The organism is Escherichia sp. 94.0001, from assembly GCF_013369155.2.
In the GTDB taxonomy this organism is placed as follows: domain Bacteria; phylum Pseudomonadota; class Gammaproteobacteria; order Enterobacterales; family Enterobacteriaceae; genus Escherichia; species Escherichia coli_F.
The window spans coordinates 1-26,699 of the sequence record NZ_JABWMS020000032.1 but is presented as its reverse complement, the minus strand read 5'-3'; the positions used below and the strand labels follow the sequence as shown (position 1 = coordinate 26,699).

Below are 26,699 nucleotides of genomic sequence, written 5' to 3'. Positions count from 1 at the left end.
ATCACAACCACCAGAACGGCTACCAATCACCGTAGCCAATAAAGTGATAGCTTGCAGGATAACGACCAGTGAGGCCAAGAGATAATTCGCCCCTCTGTATTCATTATCCTGCTGAATAGTTATTTCACTGCAAACGCACTTTCCAGTTTGCTGTATCCCAGTCCGTTGATCTTTTTCACTTTGATCTGCACCGGAATACGCTCTTTCATCGCTTCAACGTGGCTAATCACACCGATGGTTTTGCCGCTGGCGTTCAGGGCATCCAGGGCATCAAGGGCGGTATCCAGCGTTTCGCTATCCAGCGTGCCAAAACCTTCATCAAGGAACAGCGAGTCAATACGCGTTTTATGGCTGACCAGATCCGAAAGCGCCAGCGCCAGCGCCAGACTGACGAGGAAACTCTCGCCACCGGAAAGGGTACGGGTATCGCGTACCGCATCTGCCTGCCAGGTATCAACAACCTCGACTTCCAGCGCCTCGCTGGCTTTGCGCTGTAACAGATAGCGCCCGTGTAACCGGGTAAGTTGCTGATTAGCGAGATGGACTAAATTATCCAGCGTCAGCCCCTGGGCAAACTTGCGGAATTTATCGCCCTCTTTGGAACCTATTAGCGAATTAAGATATCCCCAGTCCTCAACCTGCTGCGTCATTTGAGCAATTTGCTGCATTAAGGTTTGTTGTTGCTGACGGTTTTCCGCATCCTGTTTCAGCTGTTGACGAATCTCGCCCTGACTCGTGGTGTTTTCACGCAACTTTTGGTGAGTTTGCGCTAACTCTTGCTGAATCTGCTCCACCGTCACACTGAGATCCAGGCCGTCAGGTCGGTGTTGCTGATGCTGTGCCAGCGTTTCAGCTGTCTGAGTGACCAGCGTTTGCGCCTGACGGCGCTGGTTTTCCAGATTCTGCTTGAGCTGTTCCAGTTGCGTTAGTGTTTGTTCATCCATTAGCGCCGCAAGGAACGCCTGTTGATCGTCAAAGACACTGGCCTGTAGCGCGGTGTCAAACTGCGCCTGGGCTTTTTGCAGACTTTGCGCCGCCAGAACATCCTGTTGCTGTAACGTCTGCTGCTGGCTTTGTAACGCGAGACATTGTTCATGAATTTGCCGCCAGTTTTCCAGCGCCACAGTTTCTTCGCTGTGCGGGAATTCATCACTTTGCGGCAACGTTTCCAGAATCGGCGTCAGCTGCTGCATACGGTTTTGCAGCGCGGTTAATTCGTTCTGGCGTTGCTGCCAGCTCTGTGCTTCTTGCTGACGCGTCGCCAACCAGCTCTCTTCTTCATCTTCCTGTGGCAATGTCAGTGCATAACCCGCCAATGCCGTTAAGAGTTGCTGCTGGCGTTGTTCAATTTGCTGTTGATACTGGATAATTTGCTGATTATGCGCGGCAATCTGCCCTTGTAATTCATGCCGTTGGCTGAGTATCCGCAGCTGGCGCTCGTGCTCATCTTGTGCATCCAGCCACGGTTGAATATCGTCCTGTGGCTGCAAGGTGATATTGAGGCTGGCCGTGACAGCTTGCCATTGTTGAGTAAGTGCTTGCTCATCTTGTCGGAGGCTTTGCGCTTCGTTTTCATCACGCTGAAGCTGCTTCGTTAAGGCGTCCAGTTGCCCGCGCAGCGCCGCGCCTTCCTCCCCGAGCTTTTTCACTTCGTTTTCAAGCGTCAGTAAGCGGGCCTGATTAACACCCGGTTCCAGTGCCTGATACGCCTCTACTGCCGGGTGGTTGGTGGAACCACAAAGTGGGCAAGGCTGACCCGCCTGTAACTGCGCACGTTGAACTTCCAGCGTTTTGATACGCGCTTCCTGCTCGCAAATGGTTTTCACATCGGCAAGTTGTTGCGTTTTTTCTTTATAACGCTGGCGCATTTCGTTAAGTGCGGCGTTACGTTGCGTCTGTTCCTGCGTGACATTCTGGATAGCAACCTGTAATTGCGCCAGGCGTTTTTGTTGGGGAACAATCTGCCCATGCAGCGCGACCAGGCGCTGACGCAGCGTGCGTTGCTCAGCATGTTGCGCCTGGGCGCTAGCAACTTCATCGGCGCTTAACGTCAACGAGATCGCCGGAAGTGAATTAAGTTTTTGCTCTGCATGGGTTAACTGTTGCTGCCACTGCCGCAGATGCTCGCGTTCGCTGGTTTGTTGAGAGAATTGCGCACGCCAACCCGCCAGTTCGTTGTTCCACTGACGGAAGCGGTCGTGTTCCTGTAACCAGGCATTCAGGCTTTGTTGCTGCTGCTGTAATTCTGCAGACTGCTTCGCCGCGTGGTGGCGAATGCTCGCACGAAGCGCCATTGTGCGCTGTAAGCGAGTATTTACTTCTTCAATCTGCTGGCGAGTATGCGCCAGTGCCGCAGTGTGTTCTGCGATGCGTTCCCAGTGCGGACGAAGATTTCGCGCCGGTTGTGCCAGACTGAGCGCCGCCAGTTGAGGTTGCGCTTTTTCTTCTTCGGCTAACGCTTGTTGCAATACCTGCTGACGGCGGCTGGCTTCTTGCTGCAATTCGTCCAGACGCGTTAACCAGTTTAACGATTGTTGTTCTTGCTGCTGCGCGGCGAGTAACTGTTTCTCTTCGTCAGTGAGTACCTGCAAACTTTCTGTCAGCGATTGCAGCTGTTCTGGCGCTAATAACGCAACGCCGCTGGCCTGCGCTTGCAGTTTCTCCAGCTCAGTACGGGCCGATTTATGCTGTTCAAAAACCATCGCCGAGATTTGCCCGTAGATCTCGGTGCCGGTTAACTCCTCGAGCAACTCCGCGCGTTCTTTTGGTTTGGCATTCAGGAAGGCAGCAAATTGCCCTTGTGAAAGCAGCATCGAACGGGTGAAACGCCCGTAATCCAGTCCGGTTAACGTCGCCGTCAGTTCCAGCTTATCTTTCACTTTGTCAGCGAGAATTTTGCCATCGGTACAGCGCGCCAGCTCTACGCGCGGCACCTGCAAATTACCGTCTGGCTGGTTACGCGCCCGATTCTGGCTCCAGAAGGCACGGTACGCTTCACCTTTGACTTCAAACTCCACTTCCGCCAGACATTCGGCGGTATCGCGGGTCATTAGATCATTTTGCGATTGTGAAACGTTAGAAAGGCGCGGAGTTTCGTGATACAGCGCCAGGCAAATGGCATCCAGCAGGGTGGTTTTCCCCGCGCCGGTTGGGCCGGTAATCGCAAACAGCCCATTGCTGGCGAACGGCTCGCGGGTGAAATCAATCTTCCATTCGCCTTTTAACGAGTTCAGGTTTTTCAGGCGCAGGCTGAGAATTTTCATGCTTCGTGTTCTCCGGCGAGGGTCTGCAGCGTCGTGGTGAAAAGATGTTGCAGACGTTGCTGCTGTGATTCATCCAGTTCTTCCAGTGCGAGACGACGATTAAACACCTCTTCGACGCTGAGTTCGCTGAGGGTTTCACGCTGTTGGCTGGCTAACACACGCTCGCGCTGTTCACGGCTGCGGCGTACCAGCAATACTTCGACAGGCAGTGATTCAGTTAATGCCTGGATTTTGCGCTGAATATCATGCAGATACTCATCAGTAGTGATTTCGATATCCAGCCAGACAGGTGGTTCCTGTGATACATCGCGCCACTGTTCCAGCTGTTCGGTAATCGACGCCAGATCGCCTTTCAGTACCGCCATCGGTTGCGTTATCGGCACGCTCAGGTTTTCCACGCTCTCTAATTTGCCGTTTGAAAATGTCACCAGATGGACATATTTACTTTTTCCGCATTCATCAAAACTCAGTGGAATGGGGGAACCGCAATAGCGAACATGTTCCATGCCGCCAATAATCTGTGCGCGGTGAATATGCCCGAGCGCGATGTAGTCGGCTGGCGGAAAGTTTTGTGCCGGGAAGGCGTCCAGCGTGCCAATATAAATGTCACGCACGGCGTCACTTTTGCTGGCACCAACGGTCGTTAAATGCCCCGTGGCGATGATGGGCAGAGGCTGATCGCCGCGCAGTTTGCAGGCATCGGCATAATGTTGTTGGTAATAATCGGTAATAGCCGCCAGCAAATGTTGTTGTTTTTCAATACCGTTAAGCCCCGCCTGGCTGGTAATAATGTCACGCGGGCGTAAAAAAGGAATGGGGCACAGCACTGCGCCTGGCGTCCCGTCGCGACGAGGCAAGATTTGCGGCGCATGTCCGGCGCTGGCGACCACGGTAGTATTGAGGAACGCCATGATATCGCGCGATTCATTCAGCGTGGCGACCGAGTCATGGTTTCCTGCCAGTACCACCAGATGACAGCCCGTTTGCTGTAAATTGACAACAAAACGGTTGTATAACGTGCGGGCGTAACTGGGCGGTGATCCGGTATCGAAAACATCACCGGCAACAATAATCGCATCCACCTGATGGGTTTGCGCTGTTTCCAGCAGCCAGTCAAGAAAGGCCTGGTGTTCAGCTTCGCGGCTTTTACTGTAGAAGTTCTGGCCGAGGTGCCAGTCTGAGGTGTGAAGGATGCGCATAACGATTCCCTGGCGAAAAAGCATGGGCGCGATTATACCCAAACAGATGTGCCATTTGCTTTTTTCTGCGCCACGGAAATCAACTACCTGAAGATATGTGCGACGTGCTTTTCATAAATCTGTCATAAATCTGACGCATAATGACGTCGCATTAATGATCGCAACCTATTTATTACAACAGGGCAAATCATGGCGAGACGTATTCTGGTCGTAGAAGATGAAGCTCCAATTCGCGAAATGGTCTGCTTCGTGCTCGAACAAAATGGCTTTCAGCCGGTCGAAGCGGAAGATTATGACAGTGCTGTGAATCAACTGAATGAACCCTGGCCGGATTTAATTCTTCTTGACTGGATGTTACCTGGCGGCTCCGGTATCCAGTTCATCAAACACCTCAAGCGCGAGTCGATGACCCGGTATATTCCAGTGGTGATGCTGACCGCCAGAGGGGAAGAAGAAGATCGCGTGCGCGGCCTTGAAACCGGTGCGGATGACTATATCACCAAGCCGTTTTCGCCGAAGGAACTGGTGGCGCGAATCAAAGCGGTAATGCGCCGTATTTCGCCAATGGCGGTGGAAGAGGTGATCGAGATGCAGGGGCTCAGTCTCGACCCGACATCTCACCGGGTGATGGCGGGCGAAGAACCGCTGGAGATGGGGCCGACAGAATTTAAACTGCTGCACTTTTTTATGACGCATCCCGAGCGCGTGTACAGCCGCGAGCAGCTGTTAAACCACGTCTGGGGAACCAACGTATATGTGGAAGACCGCACGGTCGATGTTCACATTCGTCGCCTGCGTAAGGCACTGGAGCCCGGCGGACATGACCGCATGGTGCAGACCGTACGCGGTACAGGATATCGTTTTTCAACCCGCTTTTAACGCCTTGCTCATCGGACGCAGAGCAGGGCTTATGATTTCTTAACTGGAGTATCTTACGTGCTGGAACGGCTGTCGTGGAAAAGGCTGGTGCTGGAGCTGCTACTTTGCTGCCTCCCGGCTTTCATCCTGGGTGCATTTTTTGGTTACCTGCCTTGGTTTTTGCTGGCATCGGTAACAGGACTGCTTATCTGGCATTTTTGGAATTTATTGCGCCTTTCATGGTGGCTGTGGGTGGATCGCAGTATGACCCCGCCTCCGGGGCGTGGTAGCTGGGAACCGCTGCTATACGGCTTACACCAGATGCAGCTGCGTAATAAAAAACGTCGCCGCGAACTGGGCAATCTGATTAAACGCTTTCGTAGCGGCGCGGAGTCGCTGCCTGATGCGGTGGTGCTGACCACGGAAGAGGGCGGTATTTTCTGGTGTAATGGTCTGGCGCAACAAATTCTTGGTTTGCGCTGGCCGGAAGATAACGGGCAGAACATCCTTAATCTGCTTCGTTATCCGGAGTTTACGCAATATCTGAAAACGCGTGATTTTTCTCGCCCGCTCAATCTGGTGCTCAATACCGGGCGGCATCTGGAAATTCGCGTCATGCCTTATACCCACAAACAGTTGCTGATGGTGGCGCGTGATGTCACGCAAATGCATCAACTGGAAGGGGCGCGGCGTAACTTTTTTGCCAACGTGAGCCATGAGTTGCGTACGCCATTGACAGTGTTACAGGGTTACCTGGAGATGATGGATGAGCAACCACTGCAAGGTGCGGTACGTGAAAAAGCGTTGCACACCATGCGCGAGCAGACCCAGCGGATGGAAGGGCTGGTGAAGCAGTTACTGACGCTGTCAAAAATAGAAGCCGCGCCAACGCAGTTGCTTAATGAAAAGGTTGATGTGCCGATGATGCTGCGGGTCGTTGAGCGTGAGGCCCAGACTCTGAGCCAGCAGAAACAGACATTTACCTTTGAAATAGATAACGACCTCAAGGTGTCTGGCAACGAAGACCAACTTCGCAGCGCGATTTCTAACCTGGTTTATAACGCCGTGAATCATACGCCGGAAGGTACGCATATCACCGTACGCTGGCAGCGAGTGCCGCACGGTGCCGAATTTAGCGTTGAAGATAATGGACCGGGCATTGCACCGGAGCATATTCCGCGCCTGACCGAGCGTTTTTATCGCGTTGATAAAGCACGTTCCCGACAAACTGGCGGTAGCGGATTAGGGTTAGCGATCGTGAAACATGCGGTGAATCATCACGAAAGTCGCCTGCATATTGAGAGTACGGTGGGAAAAGGTACGCGTTTCAGTTTTGTTATCCCGGAACGTTTAATTGCCAAAAACAGCGAATAATCCGCCTTTGTCATCTTTTATTGCCATAAGCCAGCTGATGCTGGCTTATTTTCTTTGCAGTCAAAATACGGGCGTTAGATTTTACAACGGTTGGTGATTTTTTGTTCGCATGATTAGCCATGTCTTTTTCACGGAAATAGTGTTTTATACTGGTTGGTGATTTCTTATCGCTATATACCTCTGGTTTTTAGATCCCTTCTTGCTTTAAAACGTTATAAGCGTTTAAATTGCGCTTCAGGTGCTGTCATACTGACTGCATTAACGCGGTAAATCGAAAAACTATTCTTCGCCGCGCCTGGTTGGGAGTATTTCCCGCTAAAATTGTTTAAATATACCGCTGTATCATCCCCAGGGATTGGCACAAAAATTTAACGTTACAACACCACATCCACAGGCAGTATGATTTATGACCCATCAATTAAGATCGCGCGATATCATCGCTCTGGGCTTTATGACATTTGCGTTGTTCGTCGGCGCAGGTAACATCATTTTCCCTCCAATGGTCGGCTTGCAGGCAGGCGAACACGTCTGGACTGCGGCATTCGGCTTCCTCATTACTGCCGTTGGCCTGCCGGTATTAACGGTGGTGGCGCTGGCGAAAGTTGGCGGTGGTGTTGACAGCCTCAGCACGCCAATTGGTAAAGTCGCTGGCGTACTGCTGGCAACGGTTTGCTACCTGGCTGTAGGGCCGTTGTTCGCCACGCCGCGTACAGCCACCGTCTCCTTTGAAGTGGGGATTGCGCCGCTGACGGGTGATTCCGCACTGCCGCTGTTTATCTACAGCCTGGTCTATTTCGCTATCGTTATTCTGGTTTCGCTCTATCCGGGCAAGCTGCTGGATACCGTGGGCAACTTCCTTGCACCGTTGAAAATTATCGCGCTGGTCATCCTGTCTGTTGCCGCGATTGTCTGGCCGGCGGGTTCTATCAGCACGGCGACTGAGGCTTATCAAAACGCTGCGTTTTCTAACGGCTTCGTTAATGGCTATCTGACCATGGATACGCTGGGCGCGATGGTGTTTGGTATCGTTATTGTTAATGCGGCGCGTTCTCGCGGCGTTACCGAAGCGCGTCTGCTGACCCGTTATACCGTCTGGGCTGGCCTGATGGCGGGTGTCGGTCTGACTCTGCTGTACCTGGCGCTGTTCCGTCTGGGTTCAGACAGCGCGTCGCTGGTCGATCAGTCTGCAAACGGTGCGGCTATTCTGCATGCCTACGTTCAGCACACCTTTGGCGGCGGCGGTAGCTTCCTGCTGGCGGCGTTAATCTTTATCGCCTGCCTGGTCACGGCGGTTGGCCTGACCTGTGCTTGTGCAGAATTCTTTGCTCAGTACGTACCACTCTCCTATCGTACGCTGGTGTTCATCCTCGGCGGCTTCTCGATGGTGGTGTCTAACCTCGGCTTGAGCCAGCTGATTCAGATCTCCGTACCGGTGCTGACCGCTATTTATCCGCCGTGTATCGCACTGGTTGTATTAAGTTTTACACGCTCATGGTGGCATAATTCGTCCCGCGTGATTGCTCCGCCGATGTTTATCAGCCTGCTTTTTGGTATTCTCGACGGGATCAAAGCATCTGCATTCAGCGATATCTTACCGTCCTGGGCGCAGCGCTTACCGCTGGCCGAACAAGGTCTTGCGTGGTTAATGCCAACAGTGGTGATGGTGGTTCTGGCCATTATTTGGGATCGCGCGGCAGGTCGTCAGGTGACCTCCAGCGCTCACTAAATCACTGAATATTTGTTTTAACCACGGGGCTGCGATGCCCCGTGGTTTTTTATTGTGTTGATGGGTTAGGAATTGATGGAAAGTAAGAACAAGCTAAAGCGTGGGCTAAGTACCCGACACATACGCTTTATGGCACTGGGTTCAGCAATTGGCACCGGGTTGTTTTACGGTTCGGCAGACGCCATCAAAATGGCCGGTCCGAGCGTGTTGTTGGCCTATATTATCGGTGGTATCGCGGCGTATATCATTATGCGTGCGCTGGGGGAAATGTCGGTACATAACCCGGCAGCCAGCTCTTTCTCGCGCTATGCGCAGGAAAACCTCGGTCCACTGGCAGGTTATATCACTGGCTGGACCTACTGCTTTGAAATCCTTATTGTCGCCATCGCCGATGTGACCGCTTTCGGTATCTATATGGGCGTCTGGTTCCCGACGGTGCCGCACTGGATTTGGGTACTGAGCGTGGTGCTGATCATTTGCGCCGTAAACCTGATGAGCGTGAAAGTATTTGGTGAGCTTGAGTTCTGGTTTTCGTTCTTTAAAGTCGCCACCATCATCATCATGATTGTCGCCGGTTTCGGCATCATCATCTGGGGGATTGGCAACGGCGGGCAACCGACCGGTATCCATAATCTTTGGAGCATCGGCGGCTTCTTCAGTAACGGCTGGCTTGGCATGGTGATGTCGCTGCAAATGGTAATGTTTGCTTACGGTGGGATCGAAATTATCGGGATTACCGCTGGGGAAGCGAAAGATCCGGAAAAATCGATTCCGCGTGCGATTAACTCCGTGCCGATGCGTATTCTGGTGTTCTACGTCGGTACGCTGTTCGTCATTATGTCTATCTATCCGTGGAATCAGGTTGGCACTGCCGGTAGCCCGTTCGTGCTGACGTTCCAGCATATGGGCATTACCTTTGCCGCCAGCATTCTTAACTTTGTTGTGCTGACCGCTTCGCTGTCAGCAATTAACAGTGACGTATTTGGCGTAGGTCGTATGCTCCACGGCATGGCAGAGCAGGGTAGCGCGCCGAAAATTTTCAGCAAAACCTCGCGTCGCGGTATTCCGTGGGTCACGGTGCTGGTGATGACTACCGCGCTATTGTTTGCGGTATATCTGAACTACATCATGCCGGAAAATGTCTTCCTGGTGATCGCTTCGCTGGCAACCTTCGCCACGGTGTGGGTATGGATTATGATCCTGCTGTCGCAAATTGCTTTCCGTCGCCGTTTGCCGCCAGAAGAAGTGAAGGCACTGAAATTTAAAGTACCAGGTGGGGTAGCAACGACCATCGGCGGTTTGATTTTCCTGCTCTTTATTATCGGATTGATTGGTTATCATCCGGACACACGTATCTCGCTGTACGTTGGTTTCGCGTGGATTGTTCTGCTGTTGATTGGCTGGATGTTTAAACGCCGCCACGATCGTCAGCTGGCTGAAAATCACTAATCACTGCGTTCTGTAAGCCGGATCAAGGCAAGCCCTGATCCGGCTATTCCGAAAGTTATCCGCCCCCATCCTCCTCCCCCAAATATCCTTCAGATGATGAGTGATCCTGCATTAGGCTATGGCAAGGTGATCAGATTTTCATCACAGGGGAATTATGATGTTAAATGCATGGCACCTGCCGGTGCCCCCATTTGTTAAACAAAGCAAAGATCAACTACTCATTACACTGTGGCTGACAGGCGAAGACCCACCGCAGCGGATTATGCTACGTACAGAAAACGATAACGAAGAAACGTCAGTACCGATGCATAAGCAGCGCAGTCAGCCCCTGCCTGGTGTCACGGCATGGCGGGCGGCCATCGATATTTCCATTGGGCAACCCCGGCGGCGCTATAGCTTCAAATTATTGTGGCACGATCACCAGCGTTGGTTTACACCGCAGGGCTTCAGCCGAATGCCGCCAGCGCGACTGGAGCAGTTTGCCGTCGATGTACCGGATATCGGCCCACAATGGGCTGCGGATCAGATTTTTTATCAGATCTTCCCTGATCGTTTCGCCCGTAGTCTTCCTCGTGAAGCTGAACAGGATCATGTTTATTACCATCACGCAGCCGGACAAGAGATCATATTGCGTGACTGGGATGAACCGGTCACGGCGCAGGCGGGCGGATCAACGTTCTATGGCGGCGATCTGGACGGTATCAGCGAAAAACTGCCGTATCTGAAAAAGCTCGGCGTGACGGCGTTGTATCTTAATCCGGTGTTTAAAGCTCCCAGCGTACACAAATACGATACTGAGGATTATCGCCATGTCGATCCGCAGTTTGGCGGCGATGGGGCGTTGCTGCGTTTACGACACAATACACAGCAGATGGGAATGCGGCTGGTGCTGGACGGTGTGTTTAACCACAGTGGCGATTCCCATGCCTGGTTTGACCGACATAATCGGGGGACAGGTGGCGCTTGTCACAACCCCGAATCGCCCTGGCGTGACTGGTACTCATTTAGCGATGATGGCACGGCGCTCGACTGGCTGGGCTATGCCAGCCTGCCGAAGCTGGATTATCAATCGGAAAGTCTGGTGAATGAAATTTATCGCGGGGAAGACAGCATTGTCCGCCATTGGTTGAAAGCACCATGGAATATGGACGGCTGGCGGCTGGATGTGGTGCATATGCTGGGAGAAGCGGGTGGGGCGCGCAATAATTTACAGCACGTCGCTGGGATCACCGAAGCCGCGAAAGAAACCCAACCGGAAGCGTATATAGTTGGCGAACATTTTGGCGATGCACGGCAATGGCTACAGGCCGATGTGGAAGATGCCGCCATGAACTATCGTGGCTTCACATTCCCGTTGTGGGGATTTCTTGCCAACACTGATATCTCTTACGATCCTCAGCAGATTGACGCCCAAACCTGTATGGCCTGGATGGATAATTACCGCGCAGGGCTTTCTCATCAACAGCAATTGCGCATGTTTAATCAGCTCGACAGCCACGATACTGCGCGATTTAAAACGCTGCTCGGTCGGGATGTCGCGCGTCTGCCGCTGGCGGTGGTCTGGCTTCTTACTTGGCCTGGCATACCGTGTATTTATTACGGTGATGAAGTGGGACTGGATGGCAAAAACGATCCGTTTTGCCGTAAACCGTTCCCCTGGCAGGTGGAAAAGCAGGATACGGCGTTATTCGCGCTGTACCAGCGAATGATTGCGCTGCGTAAGAAAAGTCAGGCGCTGCGTCGTGGCGGCTGTCAGGTGCTATATGCGGAAGATAACGTGGTGGTATTTGTCCGCGTGCTGAATCAGCAGCGTGTGCTGGTGGCTATCAACCGTGGCGAAGCCTGTGAAGTGGTGCTACCCGCGTCGCCGTTACTCAATGTCGCGCAATGGCAACGCAAGGAGGGGCATGGGCAACTGACGGACGGGATTCTGGCTTTGTCTGCCATTTCGGCTACGGTGTGGATGAACTAAAGCATCTGTTTTATTTGTTACGTCGTTAGTCATCAGCCCTGACACTACGCAGCGAAAAAGCTGCACAATGTCAGGGCTGAGTTTGTTAAATATTTGTCCCGATCGATATGAGCGATTTTTGGTATTCTTTGCCCATGAGGTTATGTACAACCTGCTCCAGGATAACCCTGTAGTGGAGCAAAGATATGACAATTTCAAATTCGAATTTATTGAAACCGTTTATTACTGGTACTGAGTTGCCACCTTTTAAAGAGGATGTCTTTTCTAAAACAGAAGAACAATTTAAAAAAAGCCCCCATGGCAAATTGCTTTTCATTTCCGGAAATGAAAACTTAGTAAACATTTCAGCGGAAAAAAACGATGAAATAAAAAATAGCAAAAGTTTCTTTTCAAACGTTGTAAATATAATAATTTTACTCATTAAGCATCCTGATAAAATTCTGGCCATTCTTCATGGTTGCCCTGCAGAGTCCATCGAAGTCATTAAGAATGCGAAACGAACGGGGCAATGGTCATATGAGATGACTGATAAGTACGGGCAGAGTATTGAAGTGTCCTATATTTTCACTGATACCATAGATGATAAATCTGATGGAAAATTATGCTTAAAAATCTGTAACTCTTGCAACCAAAATGATTCTAGTACACATGAATATAAAATAGATCATCAACAGTTGAAAAATCACATAAGGCAACTTGAGGAGTGGGCCCTTCTTGAAAAGTTTTATGATAACAACGCTTATTATTCTAAACGTACAAAACAATTAGAGAAGAAAATTGCCGATGCGGGGTTTATAACAGGGAAGGTTAATGCCGATAACTTTAATGTAAAAGAGTTTAAAGACGATATAGCCTCGATGCTTTGTGAACAGCCCCCCATGCGTACACACCAGATTTCTTCATCCGGATACTTATCTGCCGATAAAGTGCCCGATCTCTATAAGACAAATTTGAAAGACGCGCAGAGAGATCTGAAAACAACACCGGTTGACATCGATGGTGTTAGTCTAAAATCAAAAACTCGGGAAAAAATTGCGGAAGTAATTGAGAAAAAAACTGAGGAAGAAAATGCGAAACAAAATGCGAAGACCATTGAGGAGAAGAATATCGAAAAAAACAAGAAAGAAACAAATCCTGAGGATAATTTTGTCTTAAAATTCTCACAGGAAGAAATCAATGAGATGCTCCTGGATTACAGCGATGAAGAACAAAACAAATTAAGACCTTTTTTCACTAGTGATCACATGTATTGTTTGTTTGATGCTTTTAGTCAGGGGTTGCATAATGTTGCTCGTGATGGCAGTCCACGGTATGCAGGTTTACTACATCAAATAGCATCCAACTCTGAGATATTACAAGATTTTGATCAACAATTGTTCTGGCGCACGTTTACAGGAGGGGTCTTCCATCGACGTATCTCTGTGAACAGCGAGCCAGAAAAGACAGATGTATGGCGATTCAGTGCACAATTTGATTTTCCACATATAAATGAAAACGGAGATTTGTCCAGAACGGTACTCATGTTCGAGGGGGTTGCTGAAAGCAACTTTAAAGATATCGCCAATCATTCCAGCGAATGTTTTTCTTACAGCTGTTATGCCGCCCCGCTGGATGCGAATGCTAAAAAATAGTGACGCTGGAGCTTGAAGTTTCAGAGCGCCTTGCGTGACGCCTGCGCCATCATCCGCGGATAAAACTGCCAGAAGCGGGTTTCGAGAGCATCGTAATGGGCGTCTAAATCGTACCAAGAGTCACGCAGGGCATCCAGACGTGGGCGACGGCTTGCCATGCCGTTTAACACGTTCTGGATGAAATCCATATCGCGATAGCGCACCAGCCACTGCTCTGACCATAAGTAGTTGTTCAGATTGATAAAGCGTGGCGGTGAGTCTGGAAGAATAGTCATCACTTGCTCACGGGCATAACAGGTAAATTCCTGTAGCGGAAAGTCCGGTGATAGCTGCGACCAGTGGCGTGAAAGAAAGTGATCCCACATGACATCCAGTGTAATAGGCGCAACGCGGCGAGTTTCACGACGAAACCACTCCCGTGCTTCGCGGACTTCCGGCAGATTGTCAGTCAATACGTCGATACGTCGATGCATATGAATGCCAGCCACGACGTCGGGGGGAAAACTTTCTTCAGGATTTCCGCGTACGAAATCAGCCAGTAAATTGCCGGAAAGCGAGCTTTCCGCGAGATGGGCTAGATGCAGGTGAGCTAAAAAATTCATCGATTATATTCTATCCAAAGGGGGGTAAAGGTTGCAGGGAGAGCGCCCCGGCACTAGACTACCCGCCTCTTATTTTAGTCTGAGTCAGTGTCATGCGCGTTACCGATTTCTCCTTTGAATTACCCGAATCCCTGATTGCCCACTATCCAATGCCTGAACGCAGTAGCTGTCGTTTACTGTCGCTGGACGGGCCGACGGGCGCGCTGACGCACGGTACTTTCACCGATTTACTCGATAAGCTCAACCCCGGCGATCTTCTGGTTTTTAATAATACCCGCGTGATCCCGGCGCGCCTGTTTGGGCGTAAAGCCAGCGGCGGCAAGATTGAAGTGCTGGTTGAGCGTATGCTCGACGACAAACGCATTCTTGCGCATATTCGCGCCTCGAAAGCGCCAAAACCGGGCGCAGAGCTGCTGCTGGGCGATGACGAAAGTATCAACGCAACAATGACCGCTCGCTACGGCGCACTGTTTGAAGTCGAATTTAATGATGATCGTTCTGTACTGGATATCCTCAACAGCATCGGCCACATGCCACTGCCGCCGTACATCGACCGTCCGGACGAAGATGCAGACCGCGAACTTTATCAAACAGTTTATAGTGAAAAACCGGGCGCGGTAGCGGCCCCGACTGCCGGGCTGCATTTTGACGAACCTTTGCTGGAAAAATTGCGCGCCAAAGGCGTGGAGATGGCGTTCGTAACTCTGCACGTTGGTGCGGGTACTTTCCAGCCGGTGCGCGTCGACACCATTGAAGATCACATCATGCACTCAGAATACGCTGAAGTGCCGCAGGATGTGGTAGACGCGGTACTGGCAGCAAAAGCGCGTGGCAATCGGGTGATTGCGGTTGGCACCACCTCGGTACGTTCGCTGGAAAGCGCGGCCCAGGCGGCGAAAAACGATCTCATTGAACCGTTCTTTGACGATACCCAAATCTTTATCTATCCGGGCTTCCAGTACAAAGTGGTCGATGCGCTGGTGACGAACTTCCACCTTCCTGAATCGACGCTGATTATGCTGGTTTCGGCATTTGCCGGCTATCAACACACTATGAACGCCTATAAAGCGGCGGTAGAAGAGAAATATCGCTTTTTTAGTTACGGTGATGCGATGTTTATCACGTACAATCCGCAGGCAATTAATGAGCGCGTCGGGGAGTAATTCCGCGGCGCTGGTTTAAACGTTGGACTGTTTTTCTGACGTAGTGGAGAAAAAATGAAATTTGAACTGGACACCACCGACGGTCGCGCACGCCGTGGCCGCCTGGTCTTTGATCGTGGCGTAGTGGAAACGCCTTGTTTTATGCCTGTTGGCACCTACGGCACCGTAAAAGGGATGACGCCGGAAGAAGTTGAAGCCACTGGCGCACAAATTATTCTCGGTAACACTTTCCACCTGTGGCTGCGCCCGGGTCAGGAAATCATGAAACTGCATGGCGATCTGCACGATTTTATGCAGTGGAAAGGACCTATCCTTACCGACTCCGGCGGCTTCCAGGTCTTCAGCCTTGGCGATATTCGTAAAATCACCGAACAGGGCGTTCACTTCCGTAACCCGATCAACGGCGACCCGATTTTCCTCGACCCGGAAAAGTCGATGGAGATTCAGTACGATCTTGGTTCAGATATCGTCATGATCTTTGATGAGTGTACGCCGTATCCTGCTGACTGGGATTACGCAAAACGCTCGATGGAGATGTCTCTGCGTTGGGCGAAGCGTAGCCGTGAGCGTTTTGATAGTCTCGGTAACAAAAATGCGCTGTTTGGTATCATTCAGGGCAGCGTTTACGAAGATTTACGTGATATTTCTGTTAAAGGTCTGGTAGATATCGGTTTTGATGGCTACGCTGTCGGCGGTCTGGCTGTGGGTGAGCCGAAAGCAGATATGCACCGCATTCTGGAGCATGTGTGTCCGCAAATTCCGGCAGACAAACCGCGTTACCTGATGGGCGTTGGTAAACCGGAAGATCTGGTTGAAGGCGTACGTCGCGGTATCGATATGTTTGACTGCGTAATGCCAACCCGCAACGCCCGAAATGGTCATTTGTTCGTGACCGATGGCGTGGTGAAAATCCGCAATGCGAAGTATAAGAGCGATACTGGCCCGCTCGATCCTGAGTGTGATTGCTACACCTGTCGCAATTATTCACGCGCTTACTTGCATCATCTCGACCGTTGCAACGAAATATTAGGCGCGCGACTCAATACCATTCATAACCTTCGTTACTACCAGCGTTTGATGGCGGGTTTACGCAAGGCTATTGAAGAGGGTAAATTAGAGAGCTTCGTAACTGATTTTTACCAGCGTCAGGGGCGAGAAGTACCACCTTTGAACGTTGATTAATATTAATAATGAGGGAAATTTAATGAGCTTTTTTATTTCTGATGCGGTAGCGGCAACGGGTGCACCGGCGCAAGGTAGCCCGATGTCTTTGATTTTGATGCTGGTGGTATTCGGTCTGATTTTCTATTTCATGATCCTGCGTCCACAGCAGAAGCGCACCAAAGAACACAAAAAGCTGATGGACTCCATTGCCAAAGGTGATGAAGTTCTGACGAACGGTGGCCTGGTCGGTCGCGTAACCAAAGTAGCAGAAAACGGCTACATTGCTATCGCACTGAATGACACCACTGAAGTAGTTATTAAACGTGACTTCGTAGCTGCCGTTCTGCCGAAAGGCACCATGAAGGCGCTGTAATTAAAATTTTTCCCTAAGGGAATTGCCGTGTTAAACCGTTATCCTTTGTGGAAGTACGTCATGCTGATCGTGGTGATTGTCATCGGTCTGCTGTATGCACTTCCCAACCTGTTTGGTGAGGATCCGGCTGTTCAGATCACTGGCGCGCGCGGAGTCGCCGCCAGTGAGCAAACGCTGATCCAGGTCCAGAAAACGTTACAAGAAGAAAAAATAACTGCTAAGTCTGTGGCACTGGAAGAGGGCGCTATTCTTGCGCGCTTCGACTCCACTGACACCCAACTGCGCGCTCGTGAAGCATTAATGGGCGTTATGGGTGACAAATACGTCGTGGCGCTTAACCTTGCCCCGGCAACGCCGCGCTGGCTGGCAGCTATTCACGCTGAGCCGATGAAGCTCGGCCTTGACCTGCGTGGCGGCGTTCACTTCCTGATGGAAGTGGATATGGACACCGCGCTTGGCAAACTCCAGGAACAAAACATCGATAGCCTGCGCAGCGACCTGCGCGAAAAGGGCATCCCGTATACCACCGTTCGTAAAGAAAACAACTACGGCCTGAGCATCACTTTCCGCGATGCTAAAGCTCGTGATGAAGCCATTGCGTATCTGAGCAAGCGTCATCCGGACCTGGTGATTAGTAGCCAGGGCAGCAACCAGCTGCGTGCGGTAATGAGCGATGCTCGCCTGAGTGAAGCGCGTGAATATGCGGTGCAACAGAACATCAACATCCTGCGTAACCGTGTAAACCAGCTTGGCGTGGCGGAGCCGGTGGTTCAGCGTCAGGGTGCTGACCGTATCGTTGTTGAGCTGCCTGGTATCCAGGACACCGCACGAGCGAAAGAGATTCTGGGTGCAACGGCAACGTTGGAATTCCGTCTGGTAAACACCAACGTTGACCAGGCCGCTGCTGCGTCTGGACGCGTACCGGGCGACTCTGAAGTGAAACAGACCCGCGAAGGTCAGCCTGTTGTGCTGTACAAACGTGTAATTCTGACCGGTGACCATATCACTGACTCCACTTCCAGCCAGGACGAATACAACCAACCGCAGGTTAACATCTCGCTCGATAGCGCTGGTGGTAACATCATGTCGAACTTCACCAAGGACAACATCGGCAAACCGATGGCGACCCTATTTGTGGAGTACAAAGACAGCGGTAAGAAAGATGCAAACGGTCGTGCGGTTCTGGTGAAACAGGAAGAGGTGATTAACATCGCTAATATCCAGTCTCGTCTGGGTAACAGCTTCCGTATCACCGGTATCAATAACCCGAACGAAGCGCGCCAGCTTTCGCTGTTGCTGCGTGCCGGTGCGTTGATTGCACCGATTCAGATTGTTGAAGAACGTACCATTGGCCCGACCCTGGGTATGCAGAATATTGAACAGGGGCTGGAGGCATGTCTCGCCGGTCTGCTGGTTTCTATTCTGTTCATGATCCTCTTCTATAAGAAGTTTGGTCTGATTGCGACCAGTGCTCTGATTGCGAACTTGATCTTGATTGTCGGCATTATGTCGCTGTTGCCAGGTGCAACGCTGAGTATGCCGGGTATCGCGGGTATTGTCTTAACCCTTGCGGTGGCGGTCGATGCGAACGTACTGATCAACGAACGTATTAAAGAAGAGTTGAGCAACGGACGTACTGTTCAACAGGCAATTGATGAAGGTTATCGTGGCGCATTCAGTTCTATCTTCGATGCGAACATCACCACGCTGATTAAAGTCATCATCCTGTACGCAGTGGGTACCGGGGCAATTAAAGGGTTCGCGATTACTACCGGTATCGGTGTGGCGACGTCGATGTTTACCGCGATTGTCGGTACGCGTGCCATCGTAAACCTGCTATATGGCGGCAAGCGCGTCAAGAAGCTGTCAATCTGAGGAGTGCGATGTGGCACAGGAATATACTGTTGAACAACTAAACCACGGCCGTAAAGTCTATGACTTTATGCGCTGGGACTACTGGGCTTTCGGCATCTCTGGTCTGCTGTTAATCGCCGCTATCGTTATTATGGGCGTGCGCGGCTTTAACTGGGGGCTGGATTTCACTGGTGGTACGGTTATCGAAATTACGCTCGAAAAACCGGCTGAAATCGATGTGATGCGTGATGCATTGCAGAAAGCGGGCTTTGAAGAGCCGATGCTGCAAAACTTTGGTAGCAGCCACGACATCATGGTCCGTATGCCGCCTGCTGAAGGCGAAACCGGCGGTCAGGTGCTGGGCAGCCAGGTTCTGAAGGTGATTAACGAATCCACCAATCAGAATGCGGCAGTGAAGCGTATTGAGTTCGTCGGTCCGAGCGTGGGGGCAGACCTTGCGCAAACCGGTGCGATGGCGTTGATGGCGGCGCTGCTGTCTATCCTCGTGTACGTAGGTTTCCGCTTTGAGTGGCGACTGGCGGCAGGGGTTGTTATTGCGCTGGCGCACGACGTTATCATTACGCTGGGTATTTTGTCGTTATTCCATATCGAGATTGACCTGACCATTGTGGCATCGTTGATGTCGGTTATCGGTTACTCGCTTAACGACAGTATCGTGGTATCGGACCGTATTCGTGAAAACTTCCGCAAGATCCGTCGCGGTACGCCTTACGAAATCTTTAACGTGTCCTTGACCCAGACGCTGCACCGTACCTTGATCACATCCGGTACTACCTTGATGGTTATCCTGATGCTGTACCTCTTCGGTGGTCCGGTACTGGAAGGCTTCTCGCTGACCATGCTTATCGGTGTTTCCATCGGTACTGCATCTTCCATCTACGTAGCATCGGCGCTGGCTCTGAAACTGGGTATGAAGCGCGAACACATGCTGCAGCAGAAAGTGGAAAAAGAAGGGGCGGATCAGCCGTCAATTCTGCCTTAATCAAGTTTCAGCTGATGTTGAAAATCCCGGTCAGAAGATCGGGATTTTTTTTGATGTAAGGTGATTGCGAAAACCCTCGCATCTTGGGAAACTGCGCCTAACCCTACATTTCATCCAGGTAACTTCTCATGGCTATCATCCCAAAAAATTATGCGCGGTTAGAAAGCGGCTATCGCGAAAAAGCATTAAAAATCTATCCGTGGGTGTGTGGACGCTGCTCCCGCGAGTTTGTCTATTCCAACCTGCGTGAACTTACTGTTCACCACATTGATCACGACCATACTAATAACCCGGAAGATGGTAGTAACTGGGAATTGTTGTGTCTCTATTGCCACGATCATGAGCATTCGAAATATACCGAAGCGGATCAGTATGGTACGACCGTTATCGCAGGGGAAGATGCGCAGAAAGATGTCGGTGAAGCGAAGTACAACCCATTCGCTGATTTAAAAGCGATGATGAATAAGAAGAAGTGATTAAAACGCAAAATTGCCTGATGCGCTACGCTTATCAGGCCTACGTAATCTCAGCAATGTATTGAATTTACGTGTTTTTGTAGGCCGGATAAGGCGTTTACGCCGCATCCGGCATGAACAAAGCGCACGTTGTTAACAATCTGAAATGCCGGATACAAGATCCGGCATTTCAGTCATCAGAAGTTGTAACCTACTACCAGGTAACCACCCCAGCCGGTAGAGCGAACGTTGAAGTTGCCGTTGCCGAAGTTCAGTTCTGCATCGTCGTTCCACTGACCACCGTCGTGCCAGTAACGAGCTACGACAGAGTAGTGCCAGTGATCGTAGTTCAGAGCCAGAATATGGCTGGAAGCGATGGAGTTATTGGTACGGGTCTTAATACCGTTGATTGCGTTACCGCTGTCATCCCCTAAATCGGAACCCCAGTCGAAGTTGGTGAAGCCGATGTAGCTCAGCTGACCACCCCACAGATCGGTAATCGGCACAAAGTATTTAATTTTGAAACGGTAACCGTCCCACTCGTTTTCATTCGCTGCGCCATAGTTCTGCCACTGGTATTTTGCATAGACGTTCATGGACAGGCTCATCGGCAGGCCAGTATCGATATCGGTACCCAGACCCATGTACCAGGTGCTCTGGCGACCATCTTTATTACGACCCATGTCGTAAATGTAGTTGTTCGCGAAGTACCACTCTTTGAACGGACCAAAGCTAAGGTCAGTATTGGTCAGCTTGTCGATGGAGAAACGTGGTTCGATTTCCATAAACAGCGGGGAACCGTGGTTCCAGATACCTTTTGCATCGGAGTTACCGCCGAAGAATACCGGCGCATCCGCATACCCATAGAAGTCGAACCAGTCTTTTTTAGCGAATGCTTCGTACTCAAGGTAGGTATCGTTGCGGATCTGCGGTCCGAAACGGGTGTGATAGCTTCCGACAACGTTAACGCTCTGGTGCCACCAGTCGGAAAGATACTGCGGTTTGTCGTTTTCAGCTGCGTTGACAGTAAAAGACGAAGAGAGCGCCAGTACCGCACCGGCTGCCAGTAATGTTTTTTTCATATGTATGCCACTGTTTGAAAATCCCTTGCGGGAGTGAAAAAGGCGCAAATTGCGTTTCTAAATATTTCGTATACAGAGGAGCCTATTATAAAAATCATTGCTCACAAAAATATGTTTCGTTTCACAGTTCTATCATTTACGTAATCGATTGCGTTCACGTTTACACACATTCGGGCGGGGATTGTACTGACTTTCACCCTTGTTGCAAACTTTTACTATCAATCTGGGTGATGTAAGCAGAGTAACAAAATGACGGGGAAAGATGTTGCGGGACGCACAAAACGCCCCGCGATACGTTTACTGCATAACAGGTTGAATGTCGTGGATACGTACAAAGCCTAACTGATCCGCAGAAATACCCTTTAACTGTAACGGAATATCAACATCGCTGGGGGCGAGGACGCTGGCAGGGGCGTTAATCAATTGATTCTGCACATTGATTTCCTGAAAGTTGTCTATTGTTCCCTGAATTTGCCCATATTCAACAGTTCCGCTGAATGCGGGCAAGGGATCATTCGACTCGCCCTGAATACGTAGCGTCAGGGTGGTGCCATCTGTATCAGGCGTAATATTCACCAGCGACATACGTAAAGTACCGATCTGGCTTTCCAGTCTTGCTGGTGTTTTCGCTCCAGGCAGAAGGTAAACCCCACTGCTGGATTTTGCATTCAGCCTGTTTTGCTGAGTGATTTTGACCGTTTCTTTATTGAGTTGCGTCATCTCCTGGTTCAGTGTGCTGACGCTGTGTTTCATCTGCCGCACTTCGCTTTGCTGCACACAGGCGCTAAGGCTGAACAGGCTTCCCAGCAGGAGCAGTCGAAAAACGTTAGTATTCATAGGTCGTCCCTTTCTCATCGCAATAAGCCTAATGGTAGAGGGTAAAAGCAGTGAAAGCATCGATCCTTTATCTCAAAAGCGTTGCGCCTTTGTTGTATCGTCAGTTCAGGGTAAAATAGATTTCTGTTAACCACCTGGTCAGGACGCCGTATGCATTGCCCATTCTGTTTCGCCGTGGACACTAAGGTAATTGACTCTCGTCTCGTGGGCGAGGGCTCATCCGTACGCCGCCGTCGGCAGTGTCTGGTGTGTAATGAACGTTTCACCACCTTTGAAGTGGCGGAGCTGGTTATGCCACGTGTTGTAAAAAGCAATGACGTGCGTGAACCGTTTAATGAAGAGAAATTACGTAGCGGAATGCTGCGCGCGCTGGAAAAACGTCCGGTGAGTTCCGATGACGTCGAAATGGCAATCAATCATATTAAATCGCAGCTGCGCGCCACCGGTGAGCGTGAAGTGCCGAGCAAGATGATTGGCAATTTGGTGATGGAGCAATTGAAAAAGCTCGATAAAGTCGCCTATATCCGTTTTGCCTCTGTCTATCGCAGTTTCGAAGATATCAAAGAATTTGGCGAAGAGATCGCGCGCCTGGAGGACTAAGCCGTGCAGGACGAGTATTACATGGCGCGGGCGCTTAAGCTGGCGCAACGAGGACGTTTTACCACTCATCCCAACCCGAATGTCGGGTGCGTCATTGTAAAAGATGGCGAAATCGTCGGTGAAGGTTACCATCAGCGAGCGGGTGAACCGCATGCCGAGGTACACGCGTTGCGCATGGCTGGCGAAAAAGCCAAAGGTGCCACGGCGTATGTCACACTCGAACCTTGTAGTCATCATGGTCGTACGCCGCCATGTTGCGATGCGTTGATTGCTGCGGGTGTCACGCGCGTGGTTGCCGCGATGCAGGATCCTAACCCGCAGGTCGCTGGGCGTGGACTTTATCGTTTGCAACAGGCTGGCATTGACGTCAGCCACGGCCTGATGATGAGTGAAGCCGAGCAATTGAATAAAGGCTTTCTCAAGCGCATGCGCACCGGCTTTCCTTATATCCAGTTAAAACTTGGCGCGTCGCTTGATGGTCGCACGGCGATGGCGAGCGGTGAGAGCCAGTGGATCACGTCTCCTCAGGCGCGACGCGATGTACAACGTCTGCGTGCGCAAAGTCATGCCATTTTAACCAGCAGCGCAACAGTCATGGCGGACGATCCAGCCTTAACGGTGCGTTGGTCTGAACTGGATGAACAAACTCAGGCGCTCTATCCGCAACAAAATCTCCGCCAGCCAGTACGTATTGTGATTGATAGCCAAAATCGCGTGACGCCGGAACACCGTATTGTGCAGCAGTCTGGCGAAACCTGGTTCGCGCGTACGCAGGAAGATTCTCGCGAGTGGCCGGAAACGGTGCGAACCTTGCTGATTCCAGAGCATAAAGGTCATCTGGATCTGGTTGTATTGATGATGCAACTGGGTAAACAGCAGATTAATAGCATCTGGGTGGAAGCTGGGCCAACGCTCGCTGGCGCATTGCTACAGGCGGGCTTAGTCGATGAGCTGATTGTCTATATCGCACCTAAACTATTAGGCAGTGACGCCCGCGGATTATGTACGTTGCTGGGGCTTGAGAAATTAGCCGACGTCCCCCAATTTAAATTCAAAGAGATACGTCATGTAGGCCCGGATGTTTGCCTGCATTTAGTGGGTGCATGATCTCCCGACTCGAAAGGGAAGCAGCGCACGAAATATTATGCTAAAATCCGCCCCCCTGCGGGGCCATACTCGAACCCGAAGGAAGAAAATGAACATTATTGAAGCTAACGTTGCTACCCCGGACGCTCGCGTCGCCATCACCATTGCGCGTTTCAACAACTTTATCAATGACAGCCTGCTGGAAGGTGCAATTGACGCACTGAAACGTATCGGTCAGGTAAAAGATGAAAACATTACCGTTGTTTGGGTGCCTGGTGCCTATGAGCTGCCGCTGGCGGCGGGTGCACTGGCTAAAACCGGTAAATATGACGCGGTGATTGCGCTGGGTACGGTTATTCGTGGTGGCACTGCCCACTTTGAATATGTCGCTGGTGGTGCAAGCAACGGCCTGGCGCATGTTGCCCAGGACAGCGAAATTCCGGTTGCTTTTGGGGTGCTGACCACTGAAAGCATTGAACAAGCGATCGAACGTGCTGGCACCAAAGCTGGCAACAAAGGTGCAGAAGCTGCACTGACCGCGCTTGAAATGATTAATGTATTGAAAGCCATCAAGGCCTGAAATTAGTAAGGGGAAATCCGTGAAACCTGCTGCTCGTCGCCGCGCTCGTGAGTGTGCCGTCCAGGCGCTCTACTCCTGGCAGTTGTCCCAGAACGACATCGCTGATGTTGAATACCAGTTCCTGGCTGAACAGGATGTAAAAGACGTTGACGTCCTGTACTTCCGTGAGCTGCTGGCCGGGGTGGCGACTAACACCGCATACCTCGACGGACTGATGAAGCCATACCTGTCCCGCCTGCTGGAAGAACTGGGCCAGGTAGAAAAAGCTGTACTGCGCATTGCGCTGTACGAGCTGTCTAAACGTAGCGATGTGCCATACAAAGTGGCCATTAACGAAGCGATCGAACTGGCAAAATCGTTCGGCGCAGAAGACAGCCATAAGTTCGTCAACGGCGTACTCGATAAAGCAGCACCTGTGATTCGCCCTAACAAAAAGTGATATCCAGGCCGGTAGATTCACGGAAGACCGTTCCGCGATCGCCGGCCTTTTCTTTTTTACCTGCTGAGGCATAACGTATGGCATGTGGCGAGTTCTCCCTGATTGCCCGTTATTTTGACCGTGTGAGAAGCTCTCGTCTTGATGTCGAACTGGGCATCGGCGACGATTGCGCACTTCTCAATATCCCCGAGAAACAGACCCTGGCGATCAGCACTGATACGCTGGTGGCGGGCAACCATTTCCTCCCTGATATCGATCCTGCGGATCTGGCATATAAAGCTCTGGCAGTGAATTTAAGCGATCTGGCCGCGATGGGCGCCGATCCGGCCTGGCTGACGCTGGCATTAACCTTACCGGACGTCGACGAAGCGTGGCTTGAGTCCTTCAGCGACAGTTTGTTTGATCTACTTAATTATTACGATATGCAACTCATTGGTGGCGATACCACACGTGGGCCATTATCAATGACGTTGGGTATCCACGGCTTTGTTCCGATGGGACGAGCCTTAACGCGCTCTGGTGCGAAACCGGGGGACTGGATTTATGTGACCGGGACACCGGGCGATAGCGCCGCCGGGCTGGCGATATTGCAAAACCGTTTGCAGGTTGCCGATGCTAAAGATGTGGACTACTTAATCAAACGTCATCTCCGTCCGTCGCCGCGTATTTTACAGGGACAGGCTTTGCGTGATCTGGCAAATTCAGCTATCGATCTCTCTGACGGTCTGATTTCCGATCTCGGGCATATCGTGAAAGCCAGCGACTGCGGCGCACGTATTGACCTGGCATTGCTGCCGTTTTCTGATGCGCTTTCTCGCCATGTTGAGCCGGAACAGGCGCTGCGCTGGGCGCTCTCTGGCGGTGAAGATTACGAGTTGTGTTTCACGGTGCCGGAACTGAACCGTGGCGCGCTGGATGTGGCTCTCGGACACCTGGGCGTACCGTTTACCTGTATCGGGCAGATGACCGCCGATATCGAAGGGCTTTGTTTTATTCGTGACGGCGAACCTGTCACATTTGACTGGAAAGGATATGACCATTTTGCCACGCCATAAAGATGTCGCGAAAAGTCGCCTGAAGATGAGTAATCCGTGGCATCTGCTTGCTGTTGGATTTGGTAGTGGATTAAGCCCAATTGTTCCAGGCACGATGGGGTCGCTGGCGGCGATTCCGTTCTGGTATCTGATGACCTTTTTGCCCTGGCAGCTCTATTCGCTGGTAGTCATGCTGGGGATCTGTATCGGCGTCTATCTTTGTCATCAAACGGCGAAAGACATGGGCGTGCACGATCACGGCAGCATTGTCTGGGACGAATTTATTGGTATGTGGATCACGCTCATGGCGCTGCCGACCAATGACTGGCAGTGGGTTGCCGCCGGGTTTGTGATTTTCCGTATTCTGGATATGTGGAAACCGTGGCCGATCCGCTGGTTTGACCGCAATGTACATGGCGGCATGGGGATCATGATAGATGATATTGTCGCCGGGGTGATCTCCGCTGGCATCCTGTACTTTATCGGTCATCATTGGCCGCTGGGTATTCTTTGATGCCATTGACCGGGTGGTGTAGTCGATTCCAGACCACCCGGTTTGATTTATAAATGAACAGAGCCCCAATTTGGGGGCACTCTGTTAAAGTAAAATCCGACATCACCGAATATATTATGGGGAGATATTTCAAGGTGTAACTTTGTCACTCATAATTCAATGACACTGAAATATCGTCAGTCGACGAACTCATAATAATTGCTCATATTCTCTGACTGATTCCGAAAAGTATCATCAAAATTATGCTTAATTGTTTCATTAATAGTGTTGAATAATTTGTTAGAAAGATCATCTATTTTGTCTTGAATCTTTGATTTGATTTCATCTTGAATTTCACGGGTAACCAAAAGTTGATTTAATTGATCATCCATTTTGTATTTTGCAATTAATTGTGCAGTTAAAGGTATTTTCTTTAAATAATCATTTTTTGTTATTTTATAC

Annotated in this window: 23 protein-coding genes and 1 pseudogene; 18 read left to right on the top strand and 6 right to left on the bottom strand. The window is 50.9% G+C overall.

What is annotated here, in order from left to right; translation table 11 throughout:
• Positions 1–119: 119 nt before the first annotated feature.
• Together sbcC and sbcD are read right to left on the bottom strand one after the other, a co-directional pair.
• On the bottom strand, positions 120–3,263 hold the full coding sequence (gene sbcC / locus HEN33_RS15220) for an exonuclease subunit SbcC (protein ID WP_176263058.1): 3,144 nt from the start codon (positions 3,261–3,263) through the stop codon (positions 120–122).
• The gene (sbcD, locus tag HEN33_RS15215) at positions 3,260–4,462 is read right to left on the bottom strand and encodes an exonuclease subunit SbcD (protein ID WP_001221329.1); all 1,203 of its coding nucleotides are present in this window, start codon (positions 4,460–4,462) and stop codon (positions 3,260–3,262) included. Before sbcD ends, sbcC begins: the two co-directional genes overlap by 4 nt.
• Positions 4,463–4,651: 189 nt before the next feature.
• Between sbcD and phoB the strand changes: the two genes are divergently transcribed.
• The 6 genes from phoB (at position 4,652) to HEN33_RS15185 (ending at position 13,472) form a co-directional block, all read left to right on the top strand.
• Positions 4,652–5,341 (top strand): phosphate response regulator transcription factor PhoB, encoded by a 690-nt coding sequence (gene phoB / locus HEN33_RS15210; RefSeq protein WP_137594693.1) that lies wholly within the window; start codon positions 4,652–4,654, stop codon positions 5,339–5,341.
• A 57-nt stretch (positions 5,342–5,398) separates the two neighbouring features.
• A complete protein-coding gene (phoR, locus tag HEN33_RS15205; protein ID WP_032183454.1) occupies positions 5,399–6,694 on the top strand; it encodes a phosphate regulon sensor histidine kinase PhoR in 1,296 nt (431 codons plus the stop codon).
• 406 nt (positions 6,695–7,100) lie between these two features.
• Positions 7,101–8,420, top strand: a complete 1,320-nt coding sequence (brnQ, locus tag HEN33_RS15200; RefSeq protein WP_000149639.1) for a branched-chain amino acid transporter carrier protein BrnQ — start codon at positions 7,101–7,103, stop codon at positions 8,418–8,420.
• 75 nt (positions 8,421–8,495) lie between these two features.
• Positions 8,496–9,869 carry a proline-specific permease ProY gene (gene proY, locus HEN33_RS15195; protein ID WP_176263057.1) on the top strand — a complete coding sequence of 458 codons (1,374 nt, stop codon included), beginning with the start codon at positions 8,496–8,498 and terminating at the stop codon, positions 9,867–9,869.
• Positions 9,870–10,023: 154 nt separating this feature from the next.
• Complete coding sequence (malZ, locus tag HEN33_RS15190) at positions 10,024–11,841, top strand: maltodextrin glucosidase (RefSeq protein WP_176263056.1); 1,818 nt, start codon at positions 10,024–10,026, stop codon at positions 11,839–11,841.
• Between the two features lie 185 nt (positions 11,842–12,026).
• Complete coding sequence (locus HEN33_RS15185; RefSeq protein WP_183083439.1) at positions 12,027–13,472, top strand: hypothetical protein; 1,446 nt, start codon at positions 12,027–12,029, stop codon at positions 13,470–13,472.
• A 20-nt stretch (positions 13,473–13,492) separates the two neighbouring features.
• Here HEN33_RS15185 and acpH read toward each other — a convergent pair whose 3' ends face one another.
• Positions 13,493–14,074 (bottom strand): ACP phosphodiesterase, encoded by a 582-nt coding sequence (gene acpH, locus HEN33_RS15180; RefSeq protein ID WP_001009877.1) that lies wholly within the window; start codon positions 14,072–14,074, stop codon positions 13,493–13,495.
• Between the two features lie 92 nt (positions 14,075–14,166).
• On the opposite strand from acpH, the gene queA reads away from it, so the two are divergent.
• From queA to yajD, 6 genes are all read left to right on the top strand, one after another.
• Entirely contained in the window at positions 14,167–15,237 is a 1,071-nt protein-coding gene (queA, locus tag HEN33_RS15175; RefSeq protein ID WP_100733721.1) for a tRNA preQ1(34) S-adenosylmethionine ribosyltransferase-isomerase QueA, read from the top strand.
• 54 nt (positions 15,238–15,291) lie between these two features.
• On the top strand, positions 15,292–16,419 hold the full coding sequence (gene tgt / locus HEN33_RS15170; protein ID WP_000667319.1) for a tRNA guanosine(34) transglycosylase Tgt: 1,128 nt from the start codon (positions 15,292–15,294) through the stop codon (positions 16,417–16,419).
• Between the two features lie 22 nt (positions 16,420–16,441).
• Positions 16,442–16,774 carry a preprotein translocase subunit YajC gene (gene yajC / locus HEN33_RS15165; RefSeq protein WP_000007629.1) on the top strand — a complete coding sequence of 111 codons (333 nt, stop codon included), beginning with the start codon at positions 16,442–16,444 and terminating at the stop codon, positions 16,772–16,774.
• 27 nt (positions 16,775–16,801) lie between these two features.
• Positions 16,802–18,649 (top strand): protein translocase subunit SecD, encoded by a 1,848-nt coding sequence (secD, locus tag HEN33_RS15160; RefSeq protein ID WP_064735139.1) that lies wholly within the window; start codon positions 16,802–16,804, stop codon positions 18,647–18,649.
• Positions 18,650–18,659: 10 nt separating this feature from the next.
• Positions 18,660–19,631 (top strand): protein translocase subunit SecF, encoded by a 972-nt coding sequence (gene secF / locus HEN33_RS15155; protein WP_000046637.1) that lies wholly within the window; start codon positions 18,660–18,662, stop codon positions 19,629–19,631.
• A 128-nt stretch (positions 19,632–19,759) separates the two neighbouring features.
• On the top strand, positions 19,760–20,107 hold the full coding sequence (gene yajD, locus HEN33_RS15150; RefSeq protein ID WP_000974813.1) for an HNH nuclease YajD: 348 nt from the start codon (positions 19,760–19,762) through the stop codon (positions 20,105–20,107).
• A 176-nt stretch (positions 20,108–20,283) separates the two neighbouring features.
• Here the strand turns inward: yajD and tsx are convergent, their stop codons facing one another.
• Positions 20,284–21,168, bottom strand: a complete 885-nt coding sequence (gene tsx / locus HEN33_RS15145) for a nucleoside-specific channel-forming protein Tsx (RefSeq protein ID WP_001295328.1) — start codon at positions 21,166–21,168, stop codon at positions 20,284–20,286.
• 297 nt (positions 21,169–21,465) lie between these two features.
• A complete protein-coding gene (locus HEN33_RS15140) occupies positions 21,466–22,005 on the bottom strand; it encodes a SadB/YajI family lipoprotein (protein ID WP_105270960.1) in 540 nt (179 codons plus the stop codon).
• A gap of 150 nt (positions 22,006–22,155) precedes the next feature.
• On the opposite strand from HEN33_RS15140, the gene nrdR reads away from it, so the two are divergent.
• The 6 genes from nrdR to pgpA all read left to right on the top strand — a co-directional run bounded on the left by nrdR (position 22,156) and on the right by pgpA (position 26,258).
• Positions 22,156–22,605: a transcriptional regulator NrdR gene (nrdR, locus tag HEN33_RS15135; protein WP_000543535.1), complete on the top strand. Its 450-nt coding sequence runs from the start codon at positions 22,156–22,158 to the stop codon at positions 22,603–22,605.
• Between the two features lie 3 nt (positions 22,606–22,608).
• Positions 22,609–23,712, top strand: coding sequence for a bifunctional diaminohydroxyphosphoribosylaminopyrimidine deaminase/5-amino-6-(5-phosphoribosylamino)uracil reductase RibD (ribD, locus tag HEN33_RS15130; RefSeq protein WP_176262779.1), 1,104 nt, complete (start codon positions 22,609–22,611; stop codon positions 23,710–23,712).
• A gap of 88 nt (positions 23,713–23,800) precedes the next feature.
• Complete coding sequence (ribH, locus tag HEN33_RS15125; protein ID WP_001021161.1) at positions 23,801–24,271, top strand: 6,7-dimethyl-8-ribityllumazine synthase; 471 nt, start codon at positions 23,801–23,803, stop codon at positions 24,269–24,271.
• A gap of 19 nt (positions 24,272–24,290) precedes the next feature.
• On the top strand, positions 24,291–24,710 hold the full coding sequence (gene nusB, locus HEN33_RS15120) for a transcription antitermination factor NusB (protein WP_000801125.1): 420 nt from the start codon (positions 24,291–24,293) through the stop codon (positions 24,708–24,710).
• Between the two features lie 77 nt (positions 24,711–24,787).
• Positions 24,788–25,765 carry a thiamine-phosphate kinase gene (gene thiL, locus HEN33_RS15115; protein WP_176262778.1) on the top strand — a complete coding sequence of 326 codons (978 nt, stop codon included), beginning with the start codon at positions 24,788–24,790 and terminating at the stop codon, positions 25,763–25,765.
• Positions 25,743–26,258, top strand: coding sequence for a phosphatidylglycerophosphatase A (gene pgpA, locus HEN33_RS15110; protein ID WP_000154043.1), 516 nt, complete (start codon positions 25,743–25,745; stop codon positions 26,256–26,258). The genes thiL and pgpA overlap by 23 nt, the downstream gene beginning before the upstream one ends.
• Positions 26,259–26,434: 176 nt before the next feature.
• Here the strand turns inward: pgpA and HEN33_RS15105 are convergent.
• Positions 26,435–26,699, bottom strand: a pseudogene (locus HEN33_RS15105) (hypothetical protein); the annotation flags it as partial.